Genomic DNA, 18,964 nt, shown 5'->3' with positions numbered 1-18,964 from the left:
CTGACCCGCTGCCGTATTTATCACAGCACCTTTTACATCGCTTCCCTTCATGTCAACTGCACCAAGACTTGTTTTATTCCCGGCTCCAAGTGCTACGTTTGTCAATACCTGACCAGCCGCCGTATTTACTACCGCACCCTTTACTTTTGTGTTTTCCAGATTGGTTGCACCAAGGCTGGCTTTATTATCTTTACCTAAAGCAACATTTGTGCTGGTCTGCCCGGCAGAAGTATTAATAACAGCTCCTTTTACACTGCTCCCGTTCATGGTGACCGAACTTAAGTTTGATTTATTATTGCTTCCAAGGGCAACATTAACAGAAGTCTTTCCAGCTGGAGTATTTACTACCGCACCTGTAACACTGCTGTTCTTCAATGCAACTGAATCAAGATTTGCCTTGCTATTTGAACCTAAAGCAACATTAACCTTGTTCTTCGTATTCGAGGTATTTATAACGGCTCCCTTTATGCTCGAACCGGCATATCCCAAAGTAGCACTCAGCAAAAGGCCGGTTATTGCTACAGACAGAGTTTTTTGAATATTGTTCATAATCCACCTCCTTAAACATTTTCGTCTAATACCTGAGATAAAACCACTGCAAGCAAAAACAAGCCCTTCATAAGGGTTTTCATATTTGATCGGACTATTGTGGCATCATCTTTAGATATATTTATTAACATTGCTTTTTTATTTGTACTATTTATAATCTAATTTCCGTTTTATTGTCAGTGAAGGTCGTCATAAATGTTTTGTGAAATATTAACAGGATAATAATCAAATATCAGTTTCCTATAGTTTAGAGAGTTTGTTTCAGACTGGAGTTGAAATTGAATTTATCAGTTTATCAACTTTGCCCAAAACAGCACCTTTAATATTCTATTTTGTTATCACTTAAAAATCAATAAATATTTAGCATTGGTTTTGGTGTAAAAACAGGGCATTGTATTAATAAATATAAGTTAATAAAAAAAGATAGGTTGGCAGACTCCTCAAAATCTATAATTGCCAAAGAACAATAGAAACATTGTTCGGGGGAGAAAAAAGCAACTTGAGCTTGCACGGTTCACATATTTCCCTATACTTTGCTGGAAATACGGGAGAAATATAATCAATAAAATTCCTTAAAAAGATAGCTATCCCACGGCAGAGGGCACTAATTTGCATGACTTACAGATAGCTGACAAACCTTTTCCCGGCAAGGTTTTAATTTATTAATTTAACTAGTTGTTCAACTTGTTAGACACAGCCATTAGCGGATTATTTGCCGCAGCATTTTTTGTATTTACCTCCACTCCCACAAGGACAGGGATCATTTCTTCCGACTTTTTTATCTTCTCTTTTTGCAGGCTTTTTTGAAACAGAATCATCACCGCCTGAAAATATAAGCTTTTGTTCCTTTGGCTTACTGATATCATCAATTTTTTCCGGCTCGGATATCTGTATTCTAAATAATATATTAACAACTTCATCCTTTACCCTTGATATCATATCCTGAAACAGCTCAAAGCCCTCTTTTTTATATACAATAAGCGGATTCTGCTGTGCATAGCCTCTTAATCCTATACCTTCTTTGAGATGATCCATTGAAAGGAGATGATCCTTCCACATACCATCTACCGTCTGTAACATAACAATTCGTTCGAGTTGCCTGAAATTTTCATCTTCTATCTGGCTCTCTTTCTGGTTATAAACTGCCATAGCTTCGTCAAATATGATCTGCTCAAGCTCTTCTCCATTTAAATTCTCAAGAACTTCAGCGCTTATATTATTTAAGCGAAAATTAAATTGTGTAAAAACCGCTTCAGACAAACCCTTTATATCCCACTCTTCGGGAAGCACCTTTTCGTCTGCATATAGCAAAGCAATTTCCTCAGCCTTTTCAAGTATCATGCTCTCAATAGAAGGCTTCAGACTTTGTCCGTTTAGTGCCTCTCGCCTTTGTTTATATATAACTTCTCTTTGCTGGTTCATTACATCATCATATTCAAGGAGTTGCTTTCTTATGTCAAAATTGTGCCCTTCAACCTTTGCCTGGGCATTTTCAATTGCTCTGCTTATAAGCCCGTGTTCTATTGGTTCTCCTTCCTGCATACCAAGTTTTTCCATTATGCCGGTAATACGTTCCCCACCAAAAATTCTGAGCAAATCGTCCTCTAAAGCAAGATAAAAGCGGGAAGATCCAGGGTCACCCTGTCTGCCAGAACGCCCGCGAAGCTGGTTATCTATGCGCCTGCTTTCATGCCTTTCCGTTCCCAACACATGAAGCCCGCCAAGCTCGGTTACACCTTCTCCCAAAACTATATCTGTTCCACGCCCGGCCATGTTTGTTGAAATGGTTACAGCACCTTTTTGGCCTGCCATAGAAATAATTTCGGCTTCTTTCTCATGGTTTTTGGCATTTAATACCGTATGCTTAATTCCTCTTTTTTTAAGCTTAGTACTCATATTTTCCGAAACATCTATAGACACTGTTCCCACAAGAACTGGTTGGCCTTTTTTGTTGAGTTCGGCAATTTCATCTAAAGCTGCTTCAAACTTCTCTTTTTTTGTTTTATAGATAGCATCAGGAAAGTCTTTTCTTACCATAGGCATATTTGTGGGAATAACAGCTACATCAAGATTATAAATTTTCTTAAACTCAGCGGCTTCGGTATCTGCTGTTCCCGTCATACCGGAAAGCTTATTATACATCCTGAAGTAGTTCTGGAATGTAATAGTAGCTAAGGTCTGGTTTTCATTTTCTATCTTTACATTTTCCTTTGCCTCGAGAGCTTGATGCAAACCATCGCTGTAGCGCCGTCCTGGCATCAAGCGACCCGTAAATTCATCAACAATTATAACCTCGCCCTCTTTTACAATGTAATCAACATCCAGTTTAAACAATGTATGGGCCTTTAATGCCTGATTGACGTGATGCAATAACTCTATGTGCTTAGGATCATAAATATTACTTACCTTCAGCAAGTTTTCGGCTTTAGCAATTCCGTCCTCGGTTAATGCTACTGATCTGGCTTTCTCATCAATAGAATAATCTTTTTCTTTCTTAAGGCCGGGGACTATTCCATTAACCATATAATACATATCGGTCGATTTTTCAGCAGGGCCGGAAATAATAAGAGGGGTTCTTGCTTCATCAATTAATATACTATCTACTTCATCTACTACCGCAAAATTTAGCTCAGGCTGAACAAGGGATTCCCAGTCGTACTTCATATTGTCTCTTAAATAATCAAAACCAAACTCATTATTTGTGCCATAAGTAATATCCGAATTGTAAGATCTTTTTCGTTCATGATCTGTTAAGCCATGTAAAATTGTTCCGACTGAAAGATTAAGGAAATTATAGATATTGCCCATCCACTCGGCATCACGTTTTGCCAGATAATCATTTACGGTTATGATATGAACCCCTTTCCCGGATAGAGCATTCAGATATGCCGGCAAAGTGGATGCGAGCGTTTTTCCTTCGCCGGTTTTCATTTCAGCTATTTTACCGGCATGCAGAACCATTCCTCCGATCAACTGAACATCAAAGTGCCTCATTTTAAGGGTTCTAAGAGAAGCTTCTCTGACTACTGCAAAAGCTTCCGGAAGTATTTCATCGAGACTTTCACCGCGTTTTATTCTTTCTTTAAATTGCGCTGTCTGGGATTTTAATTCATCATCACTTAAGGACTGAATTTTTGGCTCGAGAGAATTTATAGTTTCAACAATCGGTCTTAGTTTATTAATTTCCCGCTCGTTTTTGCTGCCAAATATTTTCGTCAGTAAACTTGCTATCATTATATATTTCCTTGAGTTTAAAGAATGTTGACACGGACAAACACTAAAATAACCCGCTTAAAATATAAAATAAATATATAAAAGAAATTAGTGAAATATCATTACAAGTGGGCCATTTTTATCAATTGCATAGAAGAAGATAATATAGCATACTGCCTCAGTTTAAGATATATTTATTTGGATTAACAGGAACGCTATTTAGACGAACTTCATAATGAACATGAGGACCTGTGCTTCGCCCTGTATTGCCGATACGTGCGATTGCCTCACCTCTTTTCACAATACTGCCGGGTTTTTTCAGTATCTTGCTAGTATGTCCATAATAGGTAATCATTCCATGCCCATGATTAATTACTATTGTTTTACCAAACGAGCCCATGTATCCGGTTTTAGAAACAATACCATCGGCAGTAGCAACTATTGGGGTTCCTTTGTTAGAGGCAATATCAATTCCTTTATGAAATTCTCTTTTACCTGTAAAAGGTGATTTGCGGTATCCGAATGTTGATGATACACTGCCGGATGTCGGCCAGATAGAAGGTGTTGCGGAAATAAGTTTATGTTGTTCTTCAAAAAAAGATAATATGGATTTGAATTCTTCATGTTGCCTGTTTGCAGCAAAATTTATTTCCGCAACTTGTTCATGCATTTCAAGCATTAAATTGTCATGTTTTTCAGTAAGAGCTTTTGTTGTATCCATATTTTCAGGGTTAGAACCCCCGATACCCAAAATAGCTTCTTTTTTTTTCCTTTTGATATTAGCCACAGCTCTAATTCTTTTTTCAAACTCGTGCAGGATTGTAAGTTTTGATTTAATATCTTTAATTTCATCTGCATAAAGCTTTAGCTGTTTACGTTGGCCGGTTAATTCATTTTCCTGTTTTAAAACCGTTTCTCTAAGATAAACATTATTAATGGAAGCTTTTTTTAATGTAATGTAATCATACATTAAATACGCCATAAATATCGCTAATACGGACAGAAGAAAGCAAGAGAAACGAACCAAATTAATAGATGCGGAAATTTGTTTTATTGTTGAGCCATTATTTTTAAATGATAGTAAAAAATTTTTCTTTTTCACACCAAACAAACCTTTTTATGTTCTACTGTATTAAAAATATAAAATTCAAGCCAAATTAATATAATAGATGTTTTTATTATTTCACAAGAGCTTAAAAGATCTTTACAAATCCACAGCGGCCTTAGCGCTGCATAACCATCAGAATTTATTTAAAAAATTGGAATTGATACCACAAGCGAAAAAACCTGTCAAGTTTTTTTATAACCCACTTATTTTGCAGCCCAAAAAAGAAAGTGACAATTTCAATTTTGGACTTATACTAAAAAGTCATGGTATAATTAATTCTAAAAACAAGGGGGGAAACGATGATATCATTTTCCGGAATTACTGTTTTTGATGGGGTTTATAAAGATATTTATTCCCGAATATGAAGTTGAATGCAACTTTATAAAGGCAGATTCTCCTAAAGAGGCTGGATCAAAACTTGCCTTGAAACTAAGAGAGGATCAATTACTATAATAATTTCAGTTGTTTCAATAGAAAATAAAAAGCCACACACAATTGAACGGTTACATACTATTATATTGCGATGAAAATTTGAAATTTTTGAATTGGTCGGGGCGAGAGGATTTGAACCTCCGACTCCCTGCTCCCAAAGCAGGTGCGCTACCAGGCTGCGCCACGCCCCGATTGTTGAAAAAATATATATTGGAGCCGTCATTTAGCATGCTTTATTTTTTACTGCAAGATGATATTTTAAAAAAAGGCGATTTTGTTAAATATTCGCAAAAATTCATATAACAATATTTTTGACCGGTTATTGTGTTATGATCAAAATTTATTTTAAGGTTTCGATGTATTCCTGTTGTTGAAAGTCTCACTTTCAATTTGCTTGGGCACAATTAAAGACTCTTCAATGACCTAATATTGATACGAGAAATTGAAAAATATAGTACCCCGAATAAATTTAGAAAACAAACAGAAAGGCAATTTCCTGCCATACAAAACAGGTTTTTTCTTAATCAAATACAATATATTGACATAACAAGGACTTTATTCAATTTCGCTTGACACTAATAATTACTTTATATTAAGTGTATAAGTTGGTAATGTAAAGCTTGTAAGAAAATATGGTTTTCTTTAATTGAACAAGCGATCTAAACTTGTTTGCTCAAAATTACAAAACCGATAATATTTAACAAGTTGCGAAAGTGGCGAAATTGGTAGACGCACTGGACTTAGGATCCAGCTCTGGCGACAGAGTGGGAGTTCAAATCTCCCCTTTCGCACCAGTACTATTAAAATCAATTAAAAGTGAGTAGGCCAAAGATCAGAGATTGTTTTATCAGAAAGGAAATTTATGGAAGTTACTATAGAAGACATCAGTACAGTGAAGAAAATTCTGCATGTTGAGATTCCACTGGATGTGGTTATGCAGGAAGTTGATAATGCCTATGATAACCTTAAAAAGACTGCGAAATTAAAAGGTTTTCGCCAGGGTAAGGCACCCCGTTCGGTTTTAGAAAGTTTTTTTAAAAAAGATGTTCATGCGGATGTATCGAATAAACTTCTTAAGGATTCATTTATCGATGCTGTCAGAGAAAAAGAATTGAAAATTATTGGAGATCCGCAAATAGAACCACCTCAGTTTGATGAAAAATCACCATTTAAATATGAAGCAACTATAGAAATTAGACCCGAAATTTCCGATATTGACTTTAAAGGCCTGAATCTTAAAAAAAGTATTTATCCCATTGGTGAAAAAGAAATTGAAGCTCAACTTAAAATGCTTCAGAAAAATCTTGCTCAACAAAAAACTATAGAAGAAGCCAGGCCTGCTGCTACTGGTGATTATGCTCTTATTACATATGAAGGCTTTAAAGATGGGGAGCCATTTCAAGCAACAGAAAAAACCGAAAACTATACAATGAAAATAGGTTTGGGGAATTTTACAAATGAGTTTGATAATAATGTTATAGGAATGAACCCGGGTGAAAATAAGGAAATAAGCATTCATTTCCCTGAAGACTATCATAACCCAAAACTTGCAAACCTTGACATAGTATTTAATGTCACTCTCAATGAAATAAGGGAAGAAATTCTGCCTGAAATAGATGATGAATTAGCTAAAAACTTCGGCGAAAATAAAACACTTGATGAACTGAAAAACATGATACATCAAAACCTGAAAATAGGATATGATAAACGAGTTGACCAGGAATTAAATGAACAGATATTTACGTATCTTATTTCAAAAACACCGTTTGAAGTTCCTGAAATGATGATACAATATGAGCTTGAAAATATAGTTTCGGATGCTGAAAGGTCTTTTGCTTACCACAATACAACATTGGAAGCGATGGGATTTACAAAGGAAATCCTTAAGGAAAAATACAGTGATGTTGCCGAAAAACAGGCAAAACGTCATCTCATATTAGATAAGATAATAGAGCAGGAAAAACTAACATTAAAAGATGAAGAGCTTGATGATGGTTTTAAAAAAATGTCTGAAGAATTCAATCAATCTGTTGAAGAAATAAAACAGTTTTATATCCAAAATACGGATAGGCTCAATTATTTTAAACAAACCTTACTTGAAAAAAGCGCTATCAATCTTATATTAGAAAACAGCAACATCGAAAATGTTGAACCTGAATCAACGGAATCAAAAGAATAAATCAATTTATTGAATTTATATTCCTTAATATCAAGGATTTGTTAACTACATCAAGTTAGAAGGAGAAATATTTTGCCACTTATACCTATGGTTATCGAGCAGAGCAGCAGGGGAGAGCGTGCGTATGATATTTACTCACGTCTTTTAAAAGACAGAATTATATTTCTTGGAACAGCAATAAATGATGAAGTTGCCAACCTTATAATTGCCCAGCTGCTTTTCCTTGAATCTGATGACCCTGAAAAAGATATAAATTTTTATATCAACTCACCGGGTGGAATTGTAACTGCAGGCCTGGCTGTTTATGATACAATGCAGTATATAAAGTCTGATATTGCAACTGTATGTATAGGTCAGGCTGCAAGTATGGGGGCCCTGTTGCTTACAGCGGGAAATAAAGGAAAGCGTTACGCTCTTCCCAGTGCGCGCATATTAATTCATCAACCCATGGGAGGATTTCAGGGCCAAGCTTCCGATATTGCCATCCAGGCTAAAGAAATATTAAGAATGAAAGAAACTTTAAATGAAATCCTGACTTTACATACCGGAAAAGATATAAAGCAAATACAAATAGATACAGATCGAGATTATTTTATGTCCGGCAACGAAGCGAAAGAATATGGTCTTATAGATCATGTTATAACTAATAGAAATGACCTTGATAATATTGAAAAAGCCGGAGGCGCTAAATGACCAAAAAGAGCAACGACAGCGATAGCCTTTTTTGCTCATTCTGTGGAAAAAATCAGAAAGAAGTTACAAAGCTGATTGCAGGCCCTGCTGTTTATATATGCAATGAATGTATCCAGCTTTGCAGTGAAATTATTGATGAAGAAACTGATAAAGCCACTATTGAACAGGAAACCCTTTTAGTTCCAAAACAAATAAAAGAAATGCTGGATGACTATGTTATTGAGCAGGACTATGCCAAAAAGATTTTATCCGTAGCTGTATACAATCATTACAAGAGACTTAATTCTGACATCAGCAAAGGTAGTGTTGAATTACAAAAAAGCAACATACTGCTGATCGGTCCCACCGGTACAGGCAAAACACTGCTGGCTCAAACTTTGGCCAGATTCTTAAATGTTCCATTTACTATAGCCGATGCAACAAGCCTTACCGAAGCAGGTTATGTAGGCGAAGACGTGGAAAATATAATTCTATCTTTGTTGCAAAATGCTGATTATGATGTTGAAAAATGTAAGCGTGGGATCGTTTATATTGATGAAATAGATAAGATAGCTGCAAAATCCGACAATCCTTCGATAACCCGGGATGTTTCGGGTGAAGGTGTTCAGCAGGCACTCTTAAAAATTATAGAAGGAACTACAGCAAGTGTACCTCCGAAAGGAGGGCGGAAACATCCCCAGCAGGATTTTGTAAAAGTAGATACAATAGATATACTTTTTATTTGTGGTGGCACATTTAATGGGCTTGACAAGATAATACAAAATAGACTCGGATCAAAGTCAATGGGTTTTGGTGCAAAAATAGCCCCTAAGGAAAATAAAAGTAAAAGTGAATTATTAAAAATGGTTCAGCCCGAAGACCTTATTAAGTTTGGCTTGATTCCCGAGTTTTTAGGACGTCTTCCAGTTGTTGCTTCTTTGGATGAATTGAGCGAGGCTTCACTTATACGAATTTTGACAGAGCCTAAAAATGCACTTATAAATCAATTTAAAAAGCTTTTTGAAATGGAAGCCATAAATTTACGGTTTACTGACAGTGCGTTATCTGCCATCGCAAAAGAAGCTCAAAAGCGTAAATCAGGAGCAAGGGGGCTTCGAGCGGTTCTCGAAAGCAGCCTCCTTGATATAATGTATGAAATCCCTTCGGCAAAAAATGTAAAAGAATGTGTAATCAGCGAAGATGTCATCAATAACAAGGAAGAACCAATTTTATTGTTTGAGCAATCAAAAAAGCAGGCTTAATCTCATAATTATAAATAGTTGACTTATGGTTAATATCCCAAAAATTTTCAGCAAAGATCAAAAAGGTTCCCTGGTGAATATGCAACTTCCACTTTTACCGCTAAGAGATATTGTTGTTTTTCCTCATATGATCGTTCCTTTATTTGTAGGAAGAACCAAATCGATAGACGCTCTGACATATGCTATGAATAATGACAAGAGCGTATTCCTTGCGACACAAAAAGCCTCACAAGAAGATGACCCTAAAGAAAAGGACATCAATTTAATCGGAACAACCAGCAAGATACTACAGCTCCTTCGTCTTCCCGATGGAACCGTAAAGGCATTGGTTGAGGGAAAATCAAGAGGACGCATTGTATCTTTTTTAAGTGATGATGGTTTTTATAAAGTTGAAATTGAGCCTGTAGCAGAAATTGGAGTTGATGAAACCGAAAGTATTGCTCTGTGCAGGGCTTTGGTTGAAGCATTTGAGGAATATTCAAATCTTACCAAGAATATTCCGAAAGATTTTGAGAAAAAGCTTACCGAAATTATGGACCCTTCTCATATGGCCGATACGGTGACTGCTCATTTTCCTTTTAAAATGGAAGACAAACAAAATCTTCTTGAAACGCTTTCCATTAATGATCGTTACACTTTTCTTCTTCAGCTGATCAATACCGAACTTGAAATCTATAAAACCGATCAGCGGATTAAAAGCAATGTTAAAGAACATATGGATAAGACCCAGAAAAACTATTATCTAAATGAGCAGATACGGGCCATAAAAAAGGAGATGGGAAACGAAGACGACTTTGGCGATGATCTTAAAGAGCTGGAAAACCGCATCAAAGAAAAAAAGATGTCGGAAGAAGCGGAAGAAAAATCAGCTCAGGAATTTAAAAAGCTTAAAATGATGACCCCGATGTCAGCTGAGGCAACAGTTGTAAGAAATTATATCGATTGGATTATAAGTCTCCCGTGGTACGAATGTTCTGATGTGAATTCAGATATTAAAGATGCGGAAAAAATTTTAAACGAGGATCATTTCGGTCTTGAAAAACCAAAAGAAAGAATTCTCGAATATTTGGCCGTACAAACTCTTGTTAAAAAAATAAAAGGTCCAATTCTTTGTTTCGTAGGCCCTCCTGGTGTTGGTAAAACTTCTCTTGCCAAATCCATATCAAGAGCAACGGGCAGAAATTTTGTCCGCTTGTCTTTGGGAGGTGTTCGTGATGAGGCTGAAATAAGGGGGCATCGGCGTACATACATTGGCGCAATGCCTGGAAAAATAATTCAATCTCTTAAAAAAGCCGGAGTAAACAACCCAGTTTTTTGTCTTGATGAAATTGATAAAATGAGTATGGATTTTAGAGGAGACCCTTCGGCTGCTCTTCTTGAAGTACTTGATCCCGAACAGAATAACGCTTTTAATGATCATTACCTTGATCTTGACTATGATCTTTCTGATATCTTATTTGTTACAACAGCTAACACACTTCCTGATATACCGCTTCCACTGCAAGACAGAATGGAGATTATCCGGCTGCCCGGTTATACTGAAGTCGAAAAATACCATATAGCAAAAGATTTTCTGCTTACGAAGCAAATCGAAAGAAACGGTTTGGAAGGTATGGATATTTCTTTTTCTAAAAATTCCATTTATACAATAATCCGGCATTACACAAGAGAAGCAGGAGTAAGAAATCTCGAACGTGAGATTGCTTCAATATGCAGAAAAGTTGCGCGTGAAGTCTTGGATGATAATGGTAAATGTTCCTTTAATATTACTGCTTCATCCATTTCCAAATATCTTGGGCCGCACCAGTTCAGGCATGGAAAGGCTGAAGAAAAAGATCAGATAGGCCTTGTTACAGGTCTTGCATGGACACAGGCAGGTGGTGAACTTCTTTGCGTTGAAACGCTTGTTTTGCCTGGAAAGGGTGATGTTACCATAACAGGCAAGCTTGGCGATGTAATGAAGGAATCGGCTCAGGCGGCTGTGAGCTATGTCCGCTCACGTGCCGAAAATCTTATGTTAGAAGATGATTTTTATAAAACAAAAGATTTGCATATACATATTCCTGAAGGCGCTATTCCCAAAGACGGCCCTTCGGCCGGTATTTCCATGTGCACATCAATTGTTTCGGCATATACAAGAAAGCCTGTTTACAGCAACATTGCAATGACCGGTGAAATTACTTTAAGAGGTCGTATTCTGCCTATCGGTGGTTTAAAAGAAAAAATACTTGCAGCACATAGAGGAAGAATAAAAAAAGTTATTGTTCCAAAAGATAATGAAAAAGATTTAAAAGAAATACCACAAAGCGTTCTTAAAGAAATTGAAATTATTCTTGTTGAACACATGGACGAGGTACTTTCACATTCTTTGATTATTAACAGAGGAGAACAATTATTTAAAAATAATGATATACCTCTTTCAATTCCTGTAGAAAACCAGGATATTAATCAAAGGGCTCCTTTAATTTAAACTGAATTTGTATTTTTATCAGTTTGGACTTGACAATACATACACATATTGTTAAATGCTTCTTTCTTGAGATACAAATCTTAAAAAGAGTTGAATTTTTGCATGGGCGGGTAGCTCAGCTGGGAGAGCATCGGCCTTACAAGCCGAGGGTCACAGGTTCAAGCCCTGTTCCGCCTACCAGCAACTCTCTGTTTTGAGATTAATAAGATAAAATGGGGGCGTAGCTCAGTTGGTCAGAGCGCCGGCCTGTCACGCCGGAAGTCGCGAGTTCAAGTCTCGTCGTCCCCGCCATAATAAGATAAGGATTAGCCTGTTTAGGTTAATCCTTTTTAGCCAATGGCTTGCCATAATCAGTCATCAGAGTGTATCAGCAGACTTGTGCAAAAACCTACCTTAGTAAATTATCAATTTTATCAAAATTACTAATAGTAGCCTTTTATTACTTATTTATAAATTCAAATTAGCCAGTTTCAAAAAGTCCCATTTTGGCCGATCACTGCGTTGGGCTCAAATTTCAATCATAGAAATACTAAATGTATTCCTGTGGTTGAAATTTTCTCCCGCCTTGAGCTTGACCAAACTGAAACGTTTTGAAAGTGGCTCAAATATATAATTCTGATTTACTCTCCGAGGGCAATTTAATATAATTCTAATTTGAAGCCATATCAGCAAATATTTATATAGAGCCGATTTCACCGGTCATCAGATAAATGGCGCCAAGGCCCGTGCTGTATTCAAAACGGCTTTTGGCAGCACTTAGTTGTAGGGTTTGCAGGATCTCATTGATTTGTATATCAGACCTGAAGGGTTCTTTCTCAAAACCGAAGAAGAGTTTGTACAGGTTGTTCATCTCCATAAACCACCACCCTTGTAACTGTGCTCATGCCGTATAAACGTAATGATTAACTTATAAATTTGGCCAGATATATTAAAGCAATAGCGATAAGTTTCAGAACTGACCTGTTTTAAGCATCACAAGCGTGCAGGCTTCTTCCGTGATGATTCCATTTTCTTTCAGACTATCACGAAGCGATGAATTTTCCGCGCCTGGGTTAAAAATCACACGCTTTGGTTTTAGCGCAAGAATATCATCTTTTTGTGAAGCGGATACTTTTTCGTTAACATATAAAGTGATAGTATCAATTGTGTCATTAATATCGGAGAGCTTGTGAGCTGTGGGAAGCCCTCCGATATTATCAAATGCTGGATTCACGGGTATTACCTGGTGACCGTATTTCGCAAGCAGGAGAACAGCTTGATTTGAATAACGTTCCTCCTTGGGACTTGCCCCAAGAACAACAACTTTTTCTTTTTTTTCAGTCATGGAAATTACCTTATTTAATGTCCGGTATTGTGTGCCCATATGCGTTCGATCAGTCCAAAGTCACCTACTATCTGATCTATGCGATCCCTTTTGGTGTACATATCCCAAAACGATTCGGCAATGCTATATGCTGATATAAGCGGCATCGAGGACTCAGGCGTAGGCGGCGGCGGTGCTTTTGGTTCCTGCAGGGAACCGTCTCCCTTGTCAACAAGGCCAGATATAAGCATCATACCTGCATAGACACCGTCTTTTTTCAGAGTACGGTGGAGTGAATGCGCATAACTGCGTATTCCGCTTTGAGCCATTGCGAAGTTTGAGCTAAATGGCACTGGCTCTATAGCTGAAGCAGCAGATGTAAAAAGCAATCCGCCATTGCCCTTTTCAATCATGCCCGGCAATACAGCCCGCACCGCGGTAATCGCACCGAGAGCAACTTCCATGTGCGGACGCACATTCTCAACCGTTATATTCAGAGGTGTTGCCAATAATTGAGGATCAGTTGCAGGACTGTATTCAAGAACATCGATTGATCCGAAGTTCTTTTGAGCCTTTTCAATGGCTGATGCTAACCCTTTTAGATTTCCAGCGTCGGCCTGAAAACCTTCGGCTTCAACTCCATTTTCTTTTAGCTTAGCCACACAGGCATCAAGATTAGCCTTTGTGCGGGAAATTAATGCCGCTCTGAATCCTTCTTTACCAAAACGGTTTGCAACATGTAAACCTACGCCAGGGCCTGCTCCTATTACCATGATTGTTTTTGACATGTCTTTCTCCCTATTGTGAGTATATAACCGTTAGTATTTTGTTATAAATTAAATTTATCCCCCAAATTAGTTGGGAGAAAGGGGTCCAGGATTCAAGATCAAAAATAGTATCCAAGTTCAACCTGCACAAACTCATCCGCCTCAATGGAACTTAGAGGGTCATTATTTCTAACATTGCTTACACCACGCATCTCAATGGATAGCTTGAATGAATTGCCTATACGTCTTTGTGCTTCAAGATAAAAATATTGCGACCTGTTTTCAAGATCGTGAACCAGCGCAGCAAGTATTTCTGTAGATTGAATATCATTAAAAGATATGCGCATCCCAAGAGCAAGGTCATTATCCATAGCTTCCGTTTTTCTCTCATTGTAAAGATATTCGCTTATAACGCCAAAATCAACACCTGAAGCTGCAACATCAAAAAAAGTATATTCAAAGCCTGTAGCAAAAGCGAAGAAGCGTTCTCCCTGCCCGGACCTTACAATAGCTTCTAATTTTAAAAGCCAAGCCTCAAAGGTTGATTGCATATCGATGCCGGTCTGATCTATGATCTCATAAATCGGTATAAGTTCAGCTTCTCCATGACTGTTCACAGAAAAAACCGATGGATCAAATCTGGGTTCACGGCTTGTGCCTGAAAAATGCGAAACGCCTATATCCCATATATCAAAAGAGTGCGCCCATCGAAGAGCAAAATCTACATGATTCTCCTTAGCACCCGATTCATAGATAGCCTTATCATTGTTTATAAGGATTTTTGTGCCTGGTCTTCCATCACGCCCCGGAAATGTTCTTTCGCGAAAACCCGGCAATACGAACAGATTTAAAGTACCCCAGTTTTCAATAATGGAAAGATTGACCATAGGCTGACCAAGAAGATCTTCGCCATCGGGATTTTCCACCATATCTATCTGGTTTATTATGTTTACAAGATGTACGGTCTCGGTAACACCCCAGAAAACCGTATTTATACCGATTTTTAACTCCCACTGAGGCATTACCTTATGATAGTATAATTCGCGAATATCTAAATGGGATCTTTCGGAATCGTTTTCGTCCAGGCGAAAAAACGGGGTAAATGTAAAACTGTCTCTTGAATCAGGCAAACGATAATACAGTTCGGGTTCAGCAGCTATGGACAGGTTCTCGGACTCCTGATATTTGCGTGCCGGTGACTTATAAAAATAGCGAAATTCGGATGCAAGATTGCCCGACATCTCAATTTCAGCAAAAGCATTTGCCGGCCACACGACAAGCAGGCTTATAAAAATTTTAAAACTTATACTTCTGATAAGATACATTTTTATTTAGCGCGTTTTAGTGCATTTTTGTCAAAATCCCGTTTAGTTAAACCTATCTTGAAGCGGTAATCGCTAAACTTTAATATAGTACTTTCTTCCGTCTGATGGTTTAACATATCCATACGCATGGAGCGCCAGTATTTATCCAAATACTGTTTATATTTCGTCAATTTGAGGGTTTTTAGCAGCTTGTTTCTGCGGTCGTAATAATCAATTTTGTGAATCCGGTATTCGTTAGTGTCATGCCATACGATTTGTTTTGAATATCCGGAGTGTTCATAGGCCGGAATCCATTCTGACACAAAACATTGCTCACCATCACATGCTTCTTTATTAAGAAATTTATATCTGAATTTTTCAAGTTCAAATGAGCTAAAATCTTCAAAAGCAAATTCACTGCCCATAAACCGTCCTGATCTGTTTTTTGAAGAAATTCTTTTTACTCTTTTTAGTGCAGGAAGATACAGCCACTGATCATCCGATTCAATACCGTGACTGTATGTCAACATGGCCGTTCCTTTTACATCTGCCGGTTCATCGAATATACTCAATGTCCAGTCACCGTCGTCCTTTCGTTCCAGTGTAAGTATGCGCATTTGACGTACACGCTCAGTACCTCTTCTGTCTTTTAGGATCATTGTAAGGATTTCTTCGCTGTTATCAAATCCTTCATCACGTTGTTTTGCCTCTTTGGCAATAGCAAGGCCCTTTTCTTCCGGGCTAAAACTATCAAAATCAGTTGCCTGCGCCGTTGTGAAAGTAAATAGAATTAAAAAGATAAATAATGATTTGGGTATATTCATAAACAATCTCCTTAAGGACTTGCTTTTCATTTCCATCTGACTCTGCAATAAAAGGGTGGCAGGGTATAAAACCCTGCCCTACAATCTAATTTCGTAGGGCGGCATTTAATATGCCGCCACAGATGCTTCATTTCCTTCGACATTAAATTCTTTGCCGAATGGTTTAAAAACCAGAAATATTGCCGGCATTAAAAATAAATCGGCAATCAAAGCGGAAAAAATTATAATTGCCAGCAAAACCCCGAAACTTGCCAGTGTAAACATTTCTGAATATAAAAATACCATAAAAGCACTTACCAGCACAACAGAAGTAATTGTCATTGCCTGACCTACGCTATACAGGCCGTTTTTCAAAGCTTGTCTGTAATCACCGCAAATAAAAAACTCCCTGCGAAGCCTTGTCATAAGATGAACGGTGTCATCAACGGCAATACCTATGGCAATTGTTGCAAGCATTATACGAAAATAATCAAGATGTATTCCTTTCCAGCCCATCAGTGCCAGAACAAAAATAACAGGAGCAAGGTTGGGTATCATACACAACATACCTATCTTAACTGAACGAAAAGATATACATAAGATGCAGGTGATTATGCAAAAAGCCAAGATATAACCTTTAATCTGGCTGCCGGCTATATAATCGGCTATTTTTACCCATAGCAATCCAATGCCTGTAAGTTTAACATCAGCCTCAGTAATTTGGTTTTTGTCCATAAAGTCTTGCATATCATGTAACAAGTCTGCAACTATGAAGGAATCAGACAAAGCTACTCTTAATTCAAGAGCTGTTTTAGAGTAATCTGACGTTACATAGTCTTCAAGTTCTTTTCCTCCGGACATTTCATACATTAAAAGATATTGGGCCGTTAGTTCTCGGCTCTCGGGAAGTTTGTAATAAGCCGGGTCATCACCATGAAAACTTTGATTGATGTCTTTTAGTATATCTACAATGGAATAGGTTTTTTTTACCAATGCATTTTGTTCCGCTCTGGTTTGCAATGCTTCCAGTTTTTTAAGAACATCGGAATCTTTGATGCCATCAGGGTGTTTAGTATCAAAAATATAAATAACACTTAGCCAACCACCCATAACCCTTTCAGCATATTTGAGTGTCTGGTGAATTTCGGTTTTTTCCTTAAATTCTTCAAGAAAATTATAGGCTACCTTGAGTTTTAAAATACCTATAAATGAAAATATCATAATTATTCCCGCTATTACTAAAATCATGCGGTTATGCTTTAGGTTAAACTCAATTATCCGTTTGAGTACTGGTTTAATATATTCTTTACTACTCTTACGACTCTGTACCCGGGAGCTTATTTTTTTCCGGCTAAAAGACAACAGGCAAAGCAACAGCGTAAACGTAAGAATAAAAGCCAGCAATACACCAACCGAACCGAAAACTGCAAACTCGGATAATGCTTTTAATTGCGAAACAGACATTGCGAAAAAGCCCGCGGCAGTTGTCAATGCAGCCAGCAGGCAGGGCAAACCTACAAGTTCTACGGTCTGACGCAGTGTTTCCCTGCGATCAAGCCCTTTTGAAAGGCATATCTGAAATTCGGAAAGCAGATGTACTGATTGGGCAACGGCAATTGCCGTGAGCAATGTAGGTGCCATTATAAAAAAGACACCCATAGAATACCCCATAATTCCCATAAAACCAATCGTTAATACAATAGACCATATCACTACCGTTAATGGCCCGGCAATTCCTAAAAATCTCATACGAAAACAAAGCATACCGACGATGCCAACGATAATAAAAGTTATAAGAGTCAGCGTTTCGGATTCGGATGATAAAACTTCATTGTAAACTGCATTTATCGGCACATCGCCGGACAGGTAAAATACTATGCCCTTATATTCAGGCCTGGACAATATTTCTCTTATCTTCGTATTGCTCACCTGAGGATAAAGGTTATCAAGTCCGTCACCACCATTGGGGTCAAGACGAATTTCATCAAGAGGCTGGATGCTGGTGCGATTCATTTCTAAAATTATAGCAGCATGGTCAGCAGCCTTATTTATCAGACCTCCTATGTAGATCGGCTTTTTCATCACCAGGTCGCGAGTATGCAACAGCTGTTCCTGGGTTTCCGGGAAATCAAGCAGTAATTCGTGGATTTCGATAAAATCACCTTCAGCCTCAATGAATTCCACATTTGCAAGGCTTGTTACTTCTCGAACAAAAGGAACTTCATTTTCCAATGCCTCGGTAAGATTTGCAATTTTTCGCATTACTTCAAGGTCGAAAGGGCCATATGGTTTGTCAGGAGCTTTGTATAAAATATAAGCTATTTCATCGGAACCGAAGTCTTTCTGATATTCTTTGTAATATTCATAGGTCGGGTCGTTTTTGTGGAAAAAAGCATCAAGGCTGCCGTCAAATTTTACTTTTGAGGCAAAAAATAAACCACCGCCAAGAAACAGAAGGCATAATACAAGCACAAGCCAGCGATAATCATAAATCCATACAGCCATGCGGCCAAAACCTGCACTGGCTTTGTAAAGATAATCATTTTTCCTGTCCATATATACCCCCTCTTATAAGTTTAATTTAACTTCCTTTTCTCATCTCAGCATACCATAGCATAAAACACGCCAAGATATTTATATCTATAAATATAGGTAGTTAAATAAATATAGCGGTTAAAGGTGTTGCATCCAGCATTTTGATGTGTTGTATTAAACACTTATACAATAACGTCTTTAATAGTGTAGAGAAACAAAAATCTATTAGAGACGCAAGATTTTGCGTCTCTACTTTTTGTCTTTTTTGTTCGCTAAAAAACCTTTTACCAGCATTACAGGCATATAAACAATAATTGAAAAAGACAACAGGCCTAAAGACTGCCAGATATCTTTAGGTTTTACATAT

At 37.5% G+C, this 18,964-nt stretch carries 13 protein-coding genes and 4 tRNA genes; 7 read left to right on the top strand and 10 right to left on the bottom strand.

Annotated elements, in window-relative coordinates:
- The 4 genes from KKC46_10885 to KKC46_10870 all read right to left on the bottom strand — a co-directional run.
- On the bottom strand, positions 1 to 549 hold a 549-nt coding region (locus KKC46_10885; protein ID MBU1054319.1), incomplete at its 3' end, for a hypothetical protein.
- A 708-nt stretch (positions 550 to 1,257) separates the two neighbouring features.
- A complete protein-coding gene (secA, locus tag KKC46_10880) occupies positions 1,258 to 3,780 on the bottom strand; it encodes a preprotein translocase subunit SecA (GenBank protein ID MBU1054318.1) in 2,523 nt (840 codons plus the stop codon).
- 160 nt (positions 3,781 to 3,940) lie between these two features.
- A complete protein-coding gene (locus tag KKC46_10875) occupies positions 3,941 to 4,744 on the bottom strand; it encodes a peptidoglycan DD-metalloendopeptidase family protein (protein ID MBU1054317.1) in 804 nt (267 codons plus the stop codon).
- 672 nt (positions 4,745 to 5,416) lie between these two features.
- Positions 5,417 to 5,493 (bottom strand) — tRNA-Pro (locus KKC46_10870).
- 516 nt (positions 5,494 to 6,009) lie between these two features.
- Here KKC46_10870 and KKC46_10865 point away from each other — a divergent pair.
- From KKC46_10865 to KKC46_10835, 7 genes are all read left to right on the top strand, one after another.
- Positions 6,010 to 6,096, top strand: a tRNA-Leu gene (locus KKC46_10865).
- 68 nt (positions 6,097 to 6,164) lie between these two features.
- Positions 6,165 to 7,481, top strand: a complete 1,317-nt coding sequence (gene tig / locus KKC46_10860) for a trigger factor (GenBank protein MBU1054316.1) — start codon at positions 6,165 to 6,167, stop codon at positions 7,479 to 7,481.
- Between the two features lie 87 nt (positions 7,482 to 7,568).
- The gene (clpP, locus tag KKC46_10855; GenBank protein ID MBU1054315.1) at positions 7,569 to 8,174 is read left to right on the top strand and encodes an ATP-dependent Clp endopeptidase proteolytic subunit ClpP; all 606 of its coding nucleotides are present in this window, start codon (positions 7,569 to 7,571) and stop codon (positions 8,172 to 8,174) included.
- Complete coding sequence (clpX, locus tag KKC46_10850; GenBank protein MBU1054314.1) at positions 8,171 to 9,415, top strand: ATP-dependent Clp protease ATP-binding subunit ClpX; 1,245 nt, start codon at positions 8,171 to 8,173, stop codon at positions 9,413 to 9,415. The genes clpP and clpX overlap by 4 nt, the downstream gene beginning before the upstream one ends.
- 25 nt (positions 9,416 to 9,440) lie before the next feature.
- The gene (gene lon / locus KKC46_10845) at positions 9,441 to 11,885 is read left to right on the top strand and encodes an endopeptidase La (GenBank protein ID MBU1054313.1); all 2,445 of its coding nucleotides are present in this window, start codon (positions 9,441 to 9,443) and stop codon (positions 11,883 to 11,885) included.
- Positions 11,886 to 11,989: 104 nt separating this feature from the next.
- Positions 11,990 to 12,065, top strand: a tRNA-Val gene (locus KKC46_10840).
- Between the two features lie 34 nt (positions 12,066 to 12,099).
- Positions 12,100 to 12,176, top strand: a tRNA-Asp gene (locus tag KKC46_10835).
- Positions 12,177 to 12,561: 385 nt separating this feature from the next.
- Here the strand turns inward: KKC46_10835 and KKC46_10830 are convergent.
- The 6 genes from KKC46_10830 to KKC46_10805 form a co-directional block, all read right to left on the bottom strand.
- Complete coding sequence (locus KKC46_10830) at positions 12,562 to 12,741, bottom strand: hypothetical protein (protein MBU1054312.1); 180 nt, start codon at positions 12,739 to 12,741, stop codon at positions 12,562 to 12,564.
- A 93-nt stretch (positions 12,742 to 12,834) separates the two neighbouring features.
- Positions 12,835 to 13,209: a CoA-binding protein gene (locus KKC46_10825; protein MBU1054311.1), complete on the bottom strand. Its 375-nt coding sequence runs from the start codon at positions 13,207 to 13,209 to the stop codon at positions 12,835 to 12,837.
- Positions 13,210 to 13,223: 14 nt separating this feature from the next.
- Positions 13,224 to 13,976, bottom strand: a complete 753-nt coding sequence (locus KKC46_10820; protein MBU1054310.1) for an SDR family NAD(P)-dependent oxidoreductase — start codon at positions 13,974 to 13,976, stop codon at positions 13,224 to 13,226.
- A gap of 98 nt (positions 13,977 to 14,074) precedes the next feature.
- The gene (locus KKC46_10815) at positions 14,075 to 15,280 is read right to left on the bottom strand and encodes a hypothetical protein (protein MBU1054309.1); all 1,206 of its coding nucleotides are present in this window, start codon (positions 15,278 to 15,280) and stop codon (positions 14,075 to 14,077) included.
- A gap of 2 nt (positions 15,281 to 15,282) precedes the next feature.
- Positions 15,283 to 16,083, bottom strand: coding sequence for an outer membrane lipoprotein-sorting protein (locus tag KKC46_10810; protein ID MBU1054308.1), 801 nt, complete (start codon positions 16,081 to 16,083; stop codon positions 15,283 to 15,285).
- Positions 16,084 to 16,188: 105 nt separating this feature from the next.
- Entirely contained in the window at positions 16,189 to 18,618 is a 2,430-nt protein-coding gene (locus KKC46_10805; GenBank protein ID MBU1054307.1) for an MMPL family transporter, read from the bottom strand.
- Positions 18,619 to 18,964 lie beyond the last annotated feature (346 nt).

It is taken from the genome of Pseudomonadota bacterium (genome assembly GCA_018817425.1).
Classification (GTDB): domain Bacteria; phylum Desulfobacterota; class Desulfobacteria; order Desulfobacterales; family RPRI01; genus RPRI01.
The sequence above is the reverse complement of the archived record's forward strand: the minus strand, read 5'-3'. Positions and strand labels throughout refer to the sequence as shown.